This window comes from Novosphingobium sp., assembly GCF_039595395.1.
GTDB lineage: Bacteria > Pseudomonadota > Alphaproteobacteria > Sphingomonadales > Sphingomonadaceae > Novosphingobium.
This window is the reverse complement of sequence record NZ_JBCNLP010000006.1, coordinates 1,668,448-1,683,405: the sequence shown is the minus strand read 5'-3', so window position 1 is coordinate 1,683,405 and position 14,958 is coordinate 1,668,448. Positions and strand designations below refer to the sequence as shown.

Sequence of the window (14,958 nt, the reverse complement as noted above, 5' to 3'; positions counted from 1 at the left end):
GGGCGGGATCATGGGCCGCTGCGGTGCGTCGGGCTTGGGGGCAAGCTGCTGAAAACCTCGCTCATGTGCTCTGTATTTCCCCTTGTATTTGCCGATGAGGGCAAGGTTAACAAACGGTGGTAAGTTTCCATTTTTGAAATAAATAAAGTGGCAATTACAGATCGTATTTTTGGAATATCGGAAAAGTATAGTTAAAGTCATCTCAATTGAAAAAGATGCCTGGAACTGGCGGTCTCTAGGTGGTTTTCCCTTTTGGATTGGCACATGATCTGGCGCCTCTTCGCACCATCCCATGATGCCATGAACCGGCCCCGAAAGCGGGCCCAAGGAACGGACCATCCCCGGCCCGCCCCAAGCAAGGAGGATGTCATGATTGCAGATCGCCGCCTTTTGATGGCCACCGCGATGGCCGGCAGCATGCTGCTCGGCCTGAGCGCCTGCGCCGGAGATTCCCATCTGGCCTATGGCTCCGTCGGATCGCCAGGAGGCTCTGGCACAGGCAGTGACGGATCGGGCGGCGGCACCGGTGCAGGAGGCGGCACAGGCGGAACCGGCACTGGCACCGGCGGTTCGGGCAGCACCGGTGGAACAGGCGGCACCGGCGGGGCGCAGACCGCCGCCTCCAGCGATGTGCAGACCGTGCTGGCGCAGGCCGGGCCCGCGCTGGTCACGGCGGGCAATGCCACGCTGGGTCTGGCCAGCGGCGTCGATGGCGCCACCACCACGCTGGCCAGCGCGGTGCCGCTCACCGGGCCGATCACCGGCACGGTGACACGGGTGCTGGGCGATACGGGGCAGGTGCTCGTCGACACCGGCAATGGCAAGACGCTGCTGCTCGACGGGGTGCAGAAGTCCGTGGGCGATGTGGTGACGATCAATCTGGGCAATCAGGGCGTGACCAGCTCGGCGGACGGCACCCCCGGCGCGATCGGCCTGAGCGTGCTGTCGCCCACCCAGGCGCAGGGCACGCTGGCCAGCGCCAATGTGCTGACCTCGGGCCAGGTAGCCACGGCCAATGTGAACGGCGTGGCCAATGTAGCGGTGGCCAATGTCACCGCGCCGGGCGGCGGCCTGTCGAACCAGTTGCTCAATGTCGCGGTGGCCGATCACCAGATTCTGGGCAGCGGCAATCCGGCGCTGATCAACGCCAATCTGCTGTCGGGCGCGGCGGGTGGCGGAGCGTTGACCCCGGTGACCAATCTGGTCGGCGGCGTGACCGGAGGCCTGACCGGGGGCACAGCCACCGGCGCTGCGGGCGGCTTGCTCACCCCCGTCACCGGGTTGGTGAGCAATGTGGTGAACACCGCGGGGGCCACCGCCACGCCCGCATCCGTCAATGGCGGCGCCACGGCCACCGCTGCCAACACTACGGCGACAGGCACTGCGACCGGCACCGTCGCGGGCCTGCTGACCCCGGTCACCTCCACCGTCTCCAACACCGTGGGCGCCTTGACCAATGGCACCTTGCTGACGGCCAAGCGCTGATACGGCCCGGCGGAAGGGCGACCATCCCACGCCCTTCCGCCACCCTTCCGCTCCCAACCATAACAGACCATCGGGGAGAGGGCCTTCATGATCACCCTGCTGCTGGCATCGGCGCTGATGGCCGGAAGCCTGGTGGGCACCCCGCCGCTGATCATCGATGCGGGCCGCGCCGACCGGGTCCAGACCCCCAATCTGCCGCCGCAGACCAGCGAAAAACCGGTCGAGACACGCAGCGCCACCCTCTCGCGCGTCGATGCCACAGGGTCGGATCAGCCGATCAAGGGGATCCGCTTTATCGGCGATCTGGTGCCTGCCCCCGTCGCCCATGCCGCCGAGCGCTTCGTGGGCCAACCGGCACGGCGCGACACGCTGGAGAAACTGGCGGCGGCCATGTCGCAGGCCTATGCCACCAGCGATGTGGCGCTCTACACCGTGGCGATCCCGGACCAGAATCTGTCGGGCGGGCGGGTGATCGTGCGGGTGGCGCAGGGCTTTATCGAGGGCATCACCTATCCCGATGGCTCGACCCCGCTGATCCGCGCCTATGCGCAGCATCTGCTGGGGATGAGGCCGCTGCGCCGTTCCGCGCTGGAGCGGGAGCTGTCGCTGATGCGCGACATCGCCGGGGCGACGGTCAATGCGGATCTGCTGCGCGGGCGCCAGCCGGGCGGGGTGGTGCTGTCGCTGAAGGTGAAGCGCAAGCGGCTGGATGGCTCGCTGGCCTATGACAACACGCGCTCGCAACTGCTGGGCAATGGGCAGTTCAACGCCACGCTGTCGGGCAACAGCCTGCTGCGCGATGGCGATGAGACCAAGCTGAATGTGATGGTGGCGCGCAACTTTCACAGCTTTGTCTACACCGGCCTCACTCACTCCACCCCGCTGGGCAGCGACGGGCTGAAGCTGACGCTGACCGGTGCCTATCTGAAGACTCAGGTCGACGCGTATGATCTGCAAGGCCATGCGGTGGTGGGCGGGGCATCGCTGAGCTATCCGGTGATCCGGGGCTATCGCAGAAATCTCACCGTCAGCCTGGGGATGGACCTGCTCAACAGCGATGCCGCCCTGTTCGGCACCGTGGCGTCGAGCGATCATATCCGCACGCTGCGCATGGCTGCGGGCTATTCCTGGGCGGGCAAGAAGACGGTGTGGTCGCTGGGCAGCACGCTGAGCAAGGGGCTGACCGTGCTGGGCAGCCGCGGCATGGTGGGGCAGAGCGATCCGCGCTTTCTCAAGGTGAATGCCTCGGGCAGCTATGACCGCGCCTTTGGCAAGCATGTGGTGCTGCGGCTGAAGGCGCAGGGCCAGTACAGCGGCAACCAACTGCCCGCCACCGAGCGCATTGCCTTTGGCGGCAATGACTATGGCCGCGCCTTCGACACCGCCGCGATCACCGCGGACAGCGGGGCGGCAGGCTCGGTCGAGCTGGCGATCAGGCCCAAGCTGGGCAAAAGGCTGAACGGCACGGAGATCTATGGCTTTGCCGACCATGCGAAGCTGCGGATCAACGAAAGGCTGGGCTATGCGGCCTCGTCATGGGATCTGGGCTCGGCCGGGGGCGGGATCAGGCTGGCGTGGAACGACTGGGCGGTGATCGGGGTGGAGGGCGCCAAGGCGGTGACCGACCCTTTCCATGGCGCGCTGGGCAACTGGCGGGTCAATGTGAGCTGGAAGATCAGCAGGCCCAAATCCCGGCTTTGATGGTCCCGGCCTTGATGCGCCTGCCGCTTGGCGCGCGGGCCGTCGCGTGCCATGGAAGCGGCATGATCACCACCCCCCGCTTCGCCCTTCCCCGCACCGATCGCCGCAGCGTGTTGCTCGGCACCGGCGTGTTGGCGCTCTCCACGCTGTTGCCCGCGCCGCTGCTGGCCGAGATCGACACCAGCGATCTTTCCGACATCACGCGCGACATCACCCCCATCTCCCTCGCCGAGCGCGAGGGCCGGATCGAGCGCGCGCGCCACTTGATGCGCGACCATCAGATCGACGCCATCCTGATCGAGCCCGGCGCCAGCATGGTCTATTTCACCGGCGTGGAATGGCATCGCAGCGAAAGGCTGACCGCTGCTCTGCTGTTCCAGAAGGGCGATCCGGTGATCGTCACCCCCTTCTTCGAGGAACCCTCGGTGCGTCAGACCCTGGCGATCCCCGCGCAGGTCCGCGTCTGGCAGGAGGATGAGGACCCGATCGCGCTGATCGCGGGCGCGCTGAAGGAACGGGGCCTGTCGCATGGCACGGTGGGCATCGAGGAAACGGTGCGCTTTTTCGCCAGCGACGGCCTTGGCAAGCTGATGCCCGGCATCACACGTGTGTCCGCCAACCCCGTCGTGCGCGGCTGCCGCATGATCAAGACCCCGGCGGAAATCGCGCTGATGACCAGCGCGACGCAGGTGACCATCGCCGCCTATCGCTGGGTCTGGCCGCGCATCAGAGAGGGCATGGGCCCCCATGAGATCGGCGCGCTGATGAATGCCGCCACGGTCAAGTTGGGCGGCAAGCCGGAGTTCGCGCTGGTCCTGCTGGGCGAGGCCGCCGCCTACCCCCATGGCTCGCGCGAGCCGCAGCGCGTGCGTGAGGGCGGGGTGGTGCTGATGGACTGCGGCTGCACGGTGCAGGGCTATCAGTCGGATGTCTCGCGCACCTTCGTCCCCGGCACGGCCCCGGCAGAGGTGCGCAAGGTGTGGGAGACCGTTCATGAAGGCCAGCAGGTCGCTTTCCGCACCGCGCGCCTCGGCCTGCCCGCCGGGCAGATCGACGATGCCGTGCGCGTGTTTTACGAGAAGCAGGGCTTTGGCCCGCGCTATCGCCTGCCGGGCCTGTCGCATCGCACCGGCCATGGCATCGGGCTGGACGGGCATGAGCCGGTCAACCTCGTTCACAATGAGGCGACGCCGCTGGCGCCGGGCATGTGCTTCTCGAATGAGCCGGGGCTTTATCTGCCCGGCAAGTTCGGCGTGCGGCTGGAGGATTGCTTCCATATGACGCCGCAAGGACCGGCGTGGTTTTCAACCCCGCCAGTCTCGCTGGAGCAGCCGGTCTGAGAGATTGTTTGAAAATCCGGCGGAAGAGCCGGATTTTACGGCACCAGCCCTCTCCCCCGCCCGGCCACCCACAGGATACTTGCCGCAGGTGGCCGGGCGGGGGAGAGGGCCGGCGCCGCGCTGGAAAACCTAGCTTGCGCTTCCGCCGCTCTTTTCCTCCTCGAAGGTGACGGCGACATCGGCATTGGCGGACAGCCGGACCTTGTCGCCCTCGACCTCGGCGACAAGGCCGCCAGAGATGTAGTGGTGATGGTCGTGATGGGCGCCGCTGTCGGCCTTGGTCAGCTTGATGCGACCGCCTTCGACCCGGTCCACCGTGCCGACATGCACGCCATCCGCGCCGATGATATCCATATGCTCCTTGACGTGATCGAGATTGGCCATGGTTCTCTCCTTGGTTGAGGGGGCTCTGGAGGGAACGATCGAAAGGCGTGACGGTCCCGGCGCTGGAGGAAAAAAGAGGTGATCGCGAAGATGCCACGCATGGCCCCGAACGGCCTGTGCATCGCGCCCCGGACCGGGCATAAGGCGTGGCGAGCTGTGCGTTGCAAGCGAGGCATGGGATGAATGAGGACAGCGAAGGCGGACTGCATGATGCGCGCTTTCCCGCGATGCGCGTCATCGGCGGGGATGAGGAGGCGCGGTCCGTGGCGCAACGCGCCTATATGAAAGCGATGAGGGAAGGGGTGGCCGAAACCCGCCAGCAAGGCGGCGAGCCGGATTACGATCTGCTGTCACAGGTCGCTTCCGATATTGCTCAGGAAGCCTATGACGCCTTTGTGGGGCGATGAAGCCAGCTATTGCTTGGTTTTCCGGACCAGCGACCAGTCATAGCCAAGGGCTTTGACCCGCTCCTCCAGCAAGCTCAGGACATCCCCGGCAGGGTGCAGCACGCGGGTCAGCACCCAGAGATAGCGCCCGGATGGCTCGCCAACGATCGACCAGTCGTAATCCTCGCCATGGTCGAGAATCCAGTAATCACCGTAAAAGGGGCCGAAGAAGGAGACCTTCAACTTCGCACGGCTGGCCGTATCGGCCACACGGGCCTTCCCGAGGCTTTGCTTCCAGCTTCCATCGGTGCCGCCGCGCCGCCCGCGATTGACCACCTCGACGCTGCCGTCCTCATGGAGTGCATAATCCGCCGTGACCTCATCCATATCGCGCTCGAACCAGGCCTCGTAGCGATATTGCTCATACCAGCGGCCCATATAGCGATAGAGTTCGACCGCCTTTAGGGGCTGCGGGACGGACCGGTTGCCGACCGGGCCTCTCAAGCCGGCAGCGGCCCATGCGCCCAGCAGAAACGCGCCCCCCACGATGCCTGCGGCTATCCCTGTTTTTCGCATGATGGGGCCTTCGTTTCGGCAGCGGGGCGCCGGCTTTCCGGTCAGCCGCTGAACTGGTCCGGGGTGATCTCGGGCGGGGCGGTGTCGGGAATGTCGATATCGGGTGGCGGCGGCTCCACACCCGGCAGATCGGTGCCGGGCGCTTCGACCGGCTCGGGCGAGACCGGGACCTCGGGCGGCGATTGCGGATCGATGCGATCGGGAACAGGCGGGCTGGCGGGATCTGGTCGGCTGGCCATCACGTTTCTCCTCACAGGGATGGAAGAGACCCCCCTCCTGCAAGTTCCCGGAGCCTCGCCGCAAGCGCCCCGGCCATCGCGCAGAGGTCACGACCCGTCGCGCCCTTTTTGGGCCTTCGTGGAGCGCCCCGCACGGCCTCTGCTTTCCCGTTCATCAAGAAGGAGCAGCCATGCCGGAAAGACCCGTGCCAGCCCATGGATGAGCCTCCTGTCTTGCGGGAACCAGCCAGTGGCTCCCGCCCGGACTCAGCGCGGCGCCGCCATCAGGCGGACAGGCCCCAACAGGCCCGATGGTCGCAGCGGAGCATCTGCCGCATAGGTCGGCCCGGTCACATGGGTGATCTTTTTCGCCCCCGGCTGTGCATCCCCGATCAGGCGGTTGACCCACAGATTGGCCACTCTGACGCTGATCGTGTTGGTGCCCGTGTGAAGCAGGCCCGTGACGTCCACCTGATAGGGCGCTCGCCAGGCAACCCCCGCGCGATGGCCGTTGACGGTGACATCGGCCACGTCATGCACCTGCCCCAGATCGAGCGACAACCGCCCCTGCGGCGGCGCCCAGCCCCTGGGCAGGGTCAAGCTGCGGCGATAGGTGCCGATCCCCGAGAAATAGCGGATGCCTGCCTCGGGCGACTGTGACCAGTCGGTCAGCCCGGTGGCGCTTTCGCCAGCAGGCGCGCCCCGGCCAGATTGATAGGTCACGCTCCAGCCATCGGTCAGGGCCATCAGGGGGCGCTCCACGCGGGGCGACACCGCGCGGTGAGCCAGCGTGGTGGGGCGGCGCATCACGACAAACACGGCTTCGCCTGAAGCCAGCGCCAGCGGGATCTCCGTCCGGCCATGCGCGGCGGTAAAGCCTGCCGCCTCAACCCTGCCCGTTTCGGCATGCCACAGTTCGGGATCGAGCCCGGCTCCGCGCAGGCTGATCGCGCCCTTGGCCGTGACTGACGAGGGATTGCTGACGAACCATATGTCGCCATCCCCGGCCTTGCGGTGAAGCACGGTGAGCGCTCCCGAGCCCTGCCATATCCAGTCGGGCGCAATCGCTTCGGCGCGCAGGGCAGGCGCCATCTCGCGCCCCTCATGCAGATGGGGCGAGATCGCGGGGTTCTTGCCGTCTCCCCAGATCGCCGCGATCGTTGCCGAAACCTCACCCGGATCGTCGGCCAGACTGGGCGAGCCGCTGGGCCGGGGGCCGATCACCGTGGCCCCCGCCTGCAGCAGATCGCGGATCTTGCGCAGCACCGGCAAGCTCATCCGCCCACTGTCACCGCCCAGATAGAGCGCCCGCCAGCTTTGCCCGTCAGGCGTCACCAACTGCCCGTCCCGCACCGAAATCCGCGTCAGCAGCCCTTCGCGGTTGAGGAAATCATAGTCGTGCCCCGCAGGCACCTGTTCCATCACCCTGTCGCCATAAAGGCTGGTGAGCGGTGCGTCCTCGCCATAGAAACAGGCGATGTCGGCGTCGTGATGCCCCTGCTGCAGCAGATAGCTGGAGCGCGCGAGATAGCTGATCCAGCCATCGGCCATCGGCGCCCATGTCTCGTTCCGGTTGAAATACTGGCCCAGAAAGGTGGCCAGCGCCAGACCGGGCGCCGCATCGGGCAGGGGCTGATGCGCGCTTTCATGGATATGGATGCGGTTCACCCCCAGCGCGAATTCGGCATCGACCGTGCGCTTCAGATCGGCGGGCGCAAAGCCCCAGGGATGGCCGAAAGCGGACATGGATTCCGCCGCCACCGCGCTGCGCCCATAGACATTGGCGACCGATGCCGCGCCCTTCAGATCGGCGCGATAGGTCGGCTGGGCTTCGGCATCGGGTGCGATGGTCCACATCGCGCCCATGGGAACATCGGCGCGGGCGCGCATCGTCATGTCATCGCCCAATTGCGGGCGATGGTCTTCCAGCGCCTCGGCGGAGAGCGTCATGCCGCGCGCGTGGGCGGCCTGCGCGATCGTGCCGTAATAGGCCTCTGCATAAAGATCGCCGATGGTCTGCCGCCAGTCGTGGAGAAAGCCATCGCTGGAGCGCGCGTCGCCCACCACATAGCCGGCCAGGGTCGGCAGCCATGGCGTGGGATCATACCCCCGGCGGCGGGCAAATTCGGCGGGCAGCGTTTCGGTCCAGTTTTGCGGGCCGGCCTCGATGCTGTCGCTGAGCAGGGCTGAGAGGCCTTTCGGGCCGAAGGCATCCTTGCCCAGCGCTGCAGCATAAAGGCCAAGATAATGGTCGAGATAGGCCGCAACGCGCGGAGCCGACAACTTGTCGACCTCCAGCCCGGTCGCCTCATCGGGGGCAGGGTCGTTGTGATGCCCGGTCAGCGACCATCCCATGCGCAGGATGCGCCAGCGCCCCGGCGGCGGGGTCCAGTTCAGTGTGCCATCGGCGGCCATGAAGCGGCTGATGTCGATCACGGATTGGGGCGCGGGGCCCGATGCCTCTGGCGTGGCGGCCGCCGTATAGTCCGACAGCGTGGCAAAGCCCGCCTGCTCGATGGCGCGGTTGACATGGCCCTCGGCGGAAAGGGTGAATTCCGAGACGGCAAAGCTGGCTGGGGGCGCGGTGTTGAAAGGCGGGCGCAGGGCTCCGGGAGCAAAGGTGAAATGGTCGATAAAGCCCGGCGCGGGGTCATGTTTCAGCCGCAGGCGGAACCAGTTGGCAGTGACCGGCGCGAAGCTGGCGGCCTTCGCGGGCGATGACAGCGACGAGGGCGCATTGGCGGCGAAACTGGCGATCTGGCGCCAGTGCTCGCCATCGTCGCTGGCTTCCAGCGTGGCCAGCGCAGGATTGGGCGTGCCAAAGCCACTGCGCGCCGGAACCCCGGCCAGCGCCGCGCGCACGGTTTGCGGCGTGTCGTAATGATAGGCGATCCAGGCGCCGTCGGCGGTGGCAGGCAGATCGAAACTGTCCGCGAAACGGCCATTGCTCAGCGCGGTGGCGGTGGGAGCCGGGCCGCCGGACACGGTGATCTGCGGCACGGGCAGGGGAGAAGCCGTCACCGGCATGGCCAGCACCCGCGCATCGCCATAGAGGCTGGGCGCATCGGTATGGCCGGTGGAGACCATGGCCATCGGCACATCCTGAAACGGCCCGGCCACACTCGGCGGCTGAGGCAGCGCCAGATGCAGCGCGTGCCCGCCATCGACCAGCGTTTCGCTCCACACCAGCTTCTTCATGGCATCCTCGGGCTTGACCCATGGTCCGCCCGTGGCGCTCCAGCCCGGCGAGGTGGCGATGCCCAGCGTCATGCCGCGCTTGCCCGCCTGATCCATGCTGGCCCGCAGCACCTCTTGCCATTCCGGCGACATATAGCTGCGGCGTTCGGGAATGATCGTCGGCGTGCCCATGCCGCCTTCGAAGATATGGGCCTCGGCAATGCCGCTGGCGGCCATCCAGTCGAGGTCGCGGCGGGCGCCATCGGCATCGACATTGCCGTTCATCCAGTGCCACCAGACATGGGGGCGGGCTGAGGCGGGGGGATGGGCAAAGCCCTCTGCCCAATGGCTGCTGGCCTCGCTCTGGGCCTGGGCGATGCTCGCGATGGTCAGGCCAAGCGCGGCGGCGCCATGGAGCATGAACCCTTTGCGCCACCGCTGCATCACGACACTCCCGACATTTATATTGGAATTGCGAATCTATTACGATCGATTGCGCGTCTTGCCAATGTCAAAAAATGGGATTTGATGTCATGATATGATTTATTGCCCGACGCCTCGATCACCGAACCGGCGCAGTTCGCGAATGGCATCGCGCAGATCCCCGGCGGCATCCACCTGCGCATTGACCAGCGATTGCAACTGGAGCCCGTCGGACAGGGCAATCAATTGCCTCGCCTGCCGGGCGGGATCGACCTCCGGCGCGATGATGCCTGCTTCCTGCTCGCGGCGGATGTTCCGTTCCAGCATGGCGCCGACTTCGGCAAAACGCTTGAGAAAGAAATCATGCGCCGGATGGGCGGGATCGACGGCCTCGGCGGCGAAGCTCAGATAGAGGTGCATGATGCCGGGGATGGCCATGTTGCGCACCACCTGATCGGCAAAACTGTCGAGCGTGCTGCCGTCACGGCCGACGCTGGCATGGCTCTGCTCGTCCCAGCGCATGATGACGCATTCGAGCAGCTCCTCGCGGCTGGCGAAGTAATAGAGAAGGTGGGCCGCCTCCATCTCCATCGCCCGGCCGATTTCGCGCAGGGACGGATTGAGCAATTCCTTGCGCGCGATCTTCTCCATCAGCGCGGTCAGGATCTCCTCGCGCCGCGCCGCTGCCCGCGCCGAGATGCGCGGGGCCGCCCGCTTCTGCCCGTTTCTGGCCGACCCGTCGGCTGGTTCTGCTGTCATGGTTTGGGCATGGCACAATCATGACAGCGAGAACAGCCTGACGGGGCGGAACGCATGGTCGGCAGGATCGGTCAGTGCCGGGGCAGGGCAAAGGCCGAATAGCCTGTCCCCGGCGGCGATTTCGCATCGCGCGCATTGCTGGTGGCGATGACCACGAATTGCCGTCCGCCCGCCATATAGGTCATGGGGGTGGCGGTGCCTGCCTGAGGCAGGGTGGTCTGCCACAGGACCTTGCCCGAACCGGCGTCAAATGCCCGCAACTGGTGGTCGTAGATCGTCGCGCCGATGAACAGCAACCCGCTGGCCGTGGTGATGGGGCCGCCATAATTCTCGCTGCCGGTGGTGGCCATGCCGGAGGCTTTCAGGGCCGGATACTCGCCGAAGGGGATATGCCACAGATACTGGCCGGTGTTCATGTCGATGGCGCTCAGCGTGCCCCATGGCGGCGCCACTGCCGGATAGCCGTCGGCATCGAGGAATTTGCGATAGCCGGTGAAGATGAAGCGCTGGCCCTGCGCGCTCCCGCTCCCGATGGCCTGCATCTCGCCGCGCTGGGGCTGGTCGCCATTGCGCAGATAGTCCATCAGCGCGGTCATCTGCGGGGCCAGATTGCTGAAGGCGGGCATGCGGCCCTGCCCATGCAGGATGGTACTGGCCACATCGCCTTCCAGACGGCGGCTGAACACATCGGTCAGCGAGGGGAAGTCTGGCGGCGACCCCTTGCGGTCCAGCCCGTGGCAGGCAGCGCAATTCTGCTGATAGACCGCCGCGCCCTGCGCCTGAGAGGCCGGAGCCAGCGCGCCGGTCCAGGCCACATCGTTGGCGTTGATGTAGAGAATGCCCTTGCCCCGCGCGATGGCCTGCCCGCCCCATTCCGCGCCGCCGTCGAAGCCGGGAAAGACCACGGTGCTCTTGCCCACCTGCATCGGCGCGAAGGGCCCGTCACTGGCCAGATCGGCAAAGGCTTTCAGCGCCTGGGCATGGGCGGCAGGCGTGCGGTTGGTCAGCAGATCGGGGGTGAGGCGCTGGCGCGCATAGGGTGCGGGCAGGCGCGGCATGGGCTGGGTGGGGGCGCTGTGCTCGCCCGGCACGATGCTGGCCGGGATCGGCACCTCGTCGATGGGGAAGAGGGGCTCGCCGGTGACGCGGTCGAAGAGGAACAGGACGCCATGCTTGGTGGCCTGCGCCACCGCCTCCACGGGCTTGCCATTGTGCTGCACGGTCAGCAGCACGGGCGGGCTGGGGGGATCGCGGTCCTGAATGTCGTGATGCACCAGTTGGTGGTGCCACAGCAGCCTGCCCGTCCGCGCATCGAGGGCGACCAGACTGTTGGCATAGAGATTGTCGCCCTGCCGGTTGCCACCGTAGAAATCATCGACCGCCGAGCCGGTGGGGGCAAACAGGATGCCGCGCGCCGTATCGACCACCATGCCCGCCCAATTGTTGGCGCCGCCCGCGGTTTTCCAGGCATCGGCGGGCCAGGTTTCGTGGCCGGGCTGTCCGGGGTGGGGTATGGTGTTGAAGGTCCAGCGCAGCGCGCCGCTGCGCACATCATAGGCGCGGATCGCGCCGGGCGCGGCAGGGGTGGCCTCCGCCGTGCGGAAGCCGACGATGGCCAGATCGCCCCAGATGGTGGCGGGGGTGGTCAGCGCCAGAGCAATCGCCTCGGCGGGGCGGCCCAGCCCCTGGCGCATATCGATGCGGCCATGGTCGCCGAAGCTGTCGATGGGGGCGCCCGTGGCGGGATCGAGCGCATGGAGATACATCCCCGCGCCCACCAGCAGGCGGCGCTCCTTGCCGTCGGTCCAGAAGCTGAGGCCGCGCACCGGCTGCTTGTTGGCGTCGGCAAGGGTTCTGCGCCAGAGGATGCTGCCCTTGGCGCCGTCGATCGCCAGAACCTCCTGCTCGGGGGTCATGGCATAGAGTGTGCCGCCGATGGCCAGCGGTGTGGTTTGTAGGCCGCCCTCGCCGGTGTCGAGGCGCCATGCCGGCGTCAGTGATGCCACATTGGCGGGGGTGATCTGGGTCAGGGGCGAGAAATGGTCGCCGCCCGGATTGCCGTGATAGCTCGCCCAGTCGGTGTCTTCACCGGGCGCGCCGCGCAGCGCGCTGCCCTGAACAAGCGCGACGGCGAGCGCGGTGATCGCGCCGAGTCCGACAAGGCGCATCACGGCTTTCGAGGCAAATCCGGTGTCTGAGGCTTTGGCCTGCATGTGTCTCTCCCGATCCTGTTTCCGGGATTTTTAACACAATTAAAATTCCAGCACCAGACCTCGCATCTTAACTCCGCCGAGACCCGCAGGATTCTGCGGATTGCAGTAGCATACTCCAGATCTGTAGATAACTAAATGAAAATCATAGCATAAATCATAGCAGACGTTCGGATTGATCGGTCGCCTCTGTCTAAGCAGACAGCCGATACAAATTCGATCGGCACCACTTCGCTTGGATTACCCAATCTACATGATCGCCAAGCCGAACCGATGAAAACCTGAAGCGGGAGCTTCCGGGCCCTCCGAAGTGCCCTTAAACTGATTGCATCAGCCCTCCAGCGATTCTCGATCTCGTGCGCTGCCTGTAGACAATGAGGCCCTCACTGTGGACCCGGCGGGCGAAGGGACTGTGCTTCAGCCGCGCGACGATCAGGCCCGAGACCGCATACGAGGGTTGACCGTCGAAATTGACCCGAGGATTGCCTTGGCAGCGCCATCGACGGGCGCCAGTGCGACCGCTTGAACTAGGCGCCGCACCAGAATTCCGGGGAACATCGGTTGATAGGATAGGCTGTGCGCATACCACGCACCGCAATTTCTTCCTCAATCGCCAACGGGATTATTGAACAGATAAGTAGGAGTTTGCTGGTTCGAATCTAGAGTGCCACCCCATGTTGTGGTTCTCACGCTTCAGGAAATTTTCGCCGTCATCGATCGAGATGAGGTAAAGTGCGATGCTGTCGGGGACGCGCCGAAGCATGGGCTCGATGCGCAGCGGCTGGATGAATCCACGGACGATATCGCGGGGCGTCCCCCGCAGTGTCAGCGCTTCACCAAACGTCCAGCGATCGCGTTCAGCCGGTGGGAAGTCGGAGACATCCGGATCCCATCCGGTCTCGTCGAGTGCCATCTTGAGCAAGCCCATTATCTCCCAGAGTGGGCTGGCAGTATTGTCGTCGAGTCCGAACTCGCGCCGCCACACCTCCATGTCTTCCGCGGTGCGTGGGAGGCTGGCGATATCGACATCCTGCGGCTCGATCTCGCGCGCGAAGGCGAACAGGCAGTGGGCAATTTCTTCTGGAAGCATGGGTCAGCTTTCAAGCAGGGGATATGCGCTCAGGCGCGCGGCGGCGCACCGTCGGTGCGCCATTCCTGCACCGGCAGGCGGGGCCGGCTGTCGTCGATGATCCAGCGGATCGCCTCGACCGAGGCGATCCGGCCGATGCCGTTATTATGGCCCATCACAAGCCCGAGCAGCGCGCCGCGCTCGTCGAGCACCGGCCCGCCCGACATGCCGTTGCTGGTTGAGAGAAGATGCTCGATGACGCCGGGCGACAGCGCCACGACCGAGAGGCCCCGAACGACTGCCTGGGGCCAATCGTCGACGTCGGTCGGGAAGCCGTGAGCGGTGATGGCTTCGCCAACTGCCACCGCCGCAGCGGCTGCAAGATCGTAGATCTCGACGCTGCCCATAAAATCGAACTCCGCCACGGGCGAGAGATCGAGCGCGAGAATATCGGCGACACTGCCGGCCTCCGCCTTGTAGGCGAACAAGGGTTGGCGCTGATCGTCGAACAGCACCGATACCATGCCCGGGCCGACATGAACCGCGATCTCGTCGGGCCACTCAGCCCAGCGGTCATGCACGCCATTCGCTCCGAGCGCAACATGCGCGGCTGTGACCAGCCAGAGCCGCCCCTCATAGAGGGCGAAGAAGCCGGTGCCGCCAGCCACCGCGCCCGCCGCATTGCGGGTGCGGATCGGGACGGCCTTGGCCTTCGCGACAGCGGGCGCGGCACCGGCCGCAGCGAGTTCGTCAGGAGCCCCCATCACGCAGCCTCGCGGTCACGCGAGGCGCCGAAGGCCACGACAGCGGCATCGACAGCAGGGCCATGATCGAACGCCCAAGCGCACAGCGCCTCAAAGGGCTGACGGAGCGAATGCCCCAGCGGCGCGATCGCATATTCGACGCCGATCGGCTGAGTTGGCAGCACGGTTCGGCTGACGAGGCCATGGCGTTCGAGGCACTTCAACGCATCGGACCATGCCTTGTGGCTAATGCCGTCGAGACGCCGTTTGATCTCGGTGAAGCGCGCCGGGCGCAGGCAGATTACGGTGAAGATCATCACCATCCATTTGTCCGGGATCTTGTCGAGGACTGGCCCGAACTGGGGGATGTGCAACATTGCTGCCGCCGAGGCGGCGTCGACATCGGTATGCTTGACGATATCTGCACTAGTCATGGTGGGTTCTTGATAGCAGATATAGTCTGCATATCTAGACCGGTCATTGCAAA

The 14,958-nt window shown here is 65.9% G+C and carries 13 protein-coding genes; 4 read left to right on the top strand and 9 right to left on the bottom strand.

The features are described 5' to 3' along the window. The first annotated feature begins 369 nt into the window (after positions 1-369). The 3 genes from ABDW49_RS26955 (at position 370) to ABDW49_RS26945 (ending at position 4,526) form a co-directional block, all read left to right on the top strand. Positions 370-1,485 carry a hypothetical protein gene (locus tag ABDW49_RS26955; RefSeq protein ID WP_343616855.1) on the top strand — a complete coding sequence of 372 codons (1,116 nt, stop codon included), beginning with the start codon at positions 370-372 and terminating at the stop codon, positions 1,483-1,485. Between the two features lie 87 nt (positions 1,486-1,572). Next, positions 1,573-3,186 carry a ShlB/FhaC/HecB family hemolysin secretion/activation protein gene (locus tag ABDW49_RS26950; protein WP_343616853.1) on the top strand — a complete coding sequence of 538 codons (1,614 nt, stop codon included), beginning with the start codon at positions 1,573-1,575 and terminating at the stop codon, positions 3,184-3,186. A 62-nt stretch (positions 3,187-3,248) separates the two neighbouring features. Further along, on the top strand, positions 3,249-4,526 hold the full coding sequence (locus tag ABDW49_RS26945) for a Xaa-Pro peptidase family protein (RefSeq protein WP_343616851.1): 1,278 nt from the start codon (positions 3,249-3,251) through the stop codon (positions 4,524-4,526). A 129-nt stretch (positions 4,527-4,655) separates the two neighbouring features. Here the strand turns inward: ABDW49_RS26945 and ABDW49_RS26940 are convergent, their stop codons facing one another. After that, on the bottom strand, positions 4,656-4,910 hold the full coding sequence (locus tag ABDW49_RS26940) for a DUF2171 domain-containing protein (protein WP_343616849.1): 255 nt from the start codon (positions 4,908-4,910) through the stop codon (positions 4,656-4,658). A gap of 179 nt (positions 4,911-5,089) precedes the next feature. Here ABDW49_RS26940 and ABDW49_RS26935 point away from each other — a divergent pair, with 179 nt between their 5' ends. Beyond that, positions 5,090-5,317, top strand: a complete 228-nt coding sequence (locus ABDW49_RS26935) for a hypothetical protein (protein WP_343616848.1) — start codon at positions 5,090-5,092, stop codon at positions 5,315-5,317. 6 nt (positions 5,318-5,323) lie between these two features. On the opposite strand, the gene ABDW49_RS26930 is transcribed toward ABDW49_RS26935, so the two are convergent. The 8 genes from ABDW49_RS26930 to ABDW49_RS26895 form a co-directional block, all read right to left on the bottom strand. After that, positions 5,324-5,872 carry a lipocalin family protein gene (locus ABDW49_RS26930; RefSeq protein WP_343616846.1) on the bottom strand — a complete coding sequence of 183 codons (549 nt, stop codon included), beginning with the start codon at positions 5,870-5,872 and terminating at the stop codon, positions 5,324-5,326. A 41-nt stretch (positions 5,873-5,913) separates the two neighbouring features. Then, positions 5,914-6,111 carry a hypothetical protein gene (locus tag ABDW49_RS26925; RefSeq protein ID WP_343616844.1) on the bottom strand — a complete coding sequence of 66 codons (198 nt, stop codon included), beginning with the start codon at positions 6,109-6,111 and terminating at the stop codon, positions 5,914-5,916. A 246-nt stretch (positions 6,112-6,357) separates the two neighbouring features. After that, positions 6,358-9,711 (bottom strand): glycosyl hydrolase, encoded by a 3,354-nt coding sequence (locus ABDW49_RS26920; RefSeq protein WP_343616843.1) that lies wholly within the window; start codon positions 9,709-9,711, stop codon positions 6,358-6,360. 99 nt (positions 9,712-9,810) lie between these two features. Then, on the bottom strand, positions 9,811-10,449 hold the full coding sequence (locus ABDW49_RS26915; protein WP_343616842.1) for a TetR family transcriptional regulator C-terminal domain-containing protein: 639 nt from the start codon (positions 10,447-10,449) through the stop codon (positions 9,811-9,813). Between the two features lie 71 nt (positions 10,450-10,520). Further along, complete coding sequence (locus ABDW49_RS26910) at positions 10,521-12,662, bottom strand: PQQ-binding-like beta-propeller repeat protein (protein ID WP_343616841.1); 2,142 nt, start codon at positions 12,660-12,662, stop codon at positions 10,521-10,523. A gap of 619 nt (positions 12,663-13,281) precedes the next feature. Next, positions 13,282-13,749 (bottom strand): hypothetical protein, encoded by a 468-nt coding sequence (locus ABDW49_RS26905; RefSeq protein WP_343616840.1) that lies wholly within the window; start codon positions 13,747-13,749, stop codon positions 13,282-13,284. 29 nt (positions 13,750-13,778) lie between these two features. Then, positions 13,779-14,492 carry a trypsin-like peptidase domain-containing protein gene (locus tag ABDW49_RS26900; protein WP_343616838.1) on the bottom strand — a complete coding sequence of 238 codons (714 nt, stop codon included), beginning with the start codon at positions 14,490-14,492 and terminating at the stop codon, positions 13,779-13,781. Then, complete coding sequence (locus ABDW49_RS26895; protein WP_343616836.1) at positions 14,492-14,905, bottom strand: helix-turn-helix domain-containing protein; 414 nt, start codon at positions 14,903-14,905, stop codon at positions 14,492-14,494. Before ABDW49_RS26895 ends, ABDW49_RS26900 begins: the two co-directional genes overlap by 1 nt. Between the last annotated feature and the right edge of the window lie 53 nt (positions 14,906-14,958).

Excerpts from the sequence above, each read along its gene's own strand:
- ABDW49_RS26955 (WP_343616855.1), top strand. The coding sequence starts at position 370 with ATGATTGCAGATCGCCGCCTTTTGATGGCCACCGCGATGGCCGGCAGC.
- ABDW49_RS26950 (WP_343616853.1), top strand. The coding sequence starts at position 1,573 with ATGATCACCCTGCTGCTGGCATCGGCGCTGATGGCCGGAAGCCTGGTG.
- ABDW49_RS26945 (WP_343616851.1), top strand. The coding sequence starts at position 3,249 with ATGATCACCACCCCCCGCTTCGCCCTTCCCCGCACCGATCGCCGCAGC.
- ABDW49_RS26940 (WP_343616849.1), bottom strand. The coding sequence starts at position 4,910 with ATGGCCAATCTCGATCACGTCAAGGAGCATATGGATATCATCGGCGCG.
- ABDW49_RS26935 (WP_343616848.1), top strand. The coding sequence starts at position 5,090 with ATGAATGAGGACAGCGAAGGCGGACTGCATGATGCGCGCTTTCCCGCG.
- ABDW49_RS26930 (WP_343616846.1), bottom strand. The coding sequence starts at position 5,872 with ATGCGAAAAACAGGGATAGCCGCAGGCATCGTGGGGGGCGCGTTTCTG.
- ABDW49_RS26925 (WP_343616844.1), bottom strand. The coding sequence starts at position 6,111 with ATGGCCAGCCGACCAGATCCCGCCAGCCCGCCTGTTCCCGATCGCATC.
- ABDW49_RS26920 (WP_343616843.1), bottom strand. The coding sequence starts at position 9,711 with ATGCAGCGGTGGCGCAAAGGGTTCATGCTCCATGGCGCCGCCGCGCTT.
- ABDW49_RS26915 (WP_343616842.1), bottom strand. The coding sequence starts at position 10,449 with ATGACAGCAGAACCAGCCGACGGGTCGGCCAGAAACGGGCAGAAGCGG.
- ABDW49_RS26910 (WP_343616841.1), bottom strand. The coding sequence starts at position 12,662 with ATGCAGGCCAAAGCCTCAGACACCGGATTTGCCTCGAAAGCCGTGATG.
- ABDW49_RS26905 (WP_343616840.1), bottom strand. The coding sequence starts at position 13,749 with ATGCTTCCAGAAGAAATTGCCCACTGCCTGTTCGCCTTCGCGCGCGAG.
- ABDW49_RS26900 (WP_343616838.1), bottom strand. The coding sequence starts at position 14,492 with ATGGGGGCTCCTGACGAACTCGCTGCGGCCGGTGCCGCGCCCGCTGTC.
- ABDW49_RS26895 (WP_343616836.1), bottom strand. The coding sequence starts at position 14,905 with ATGACTAGTGCAGATATCGTCAAGCATACCGATGTCGACGCCGCCTCG.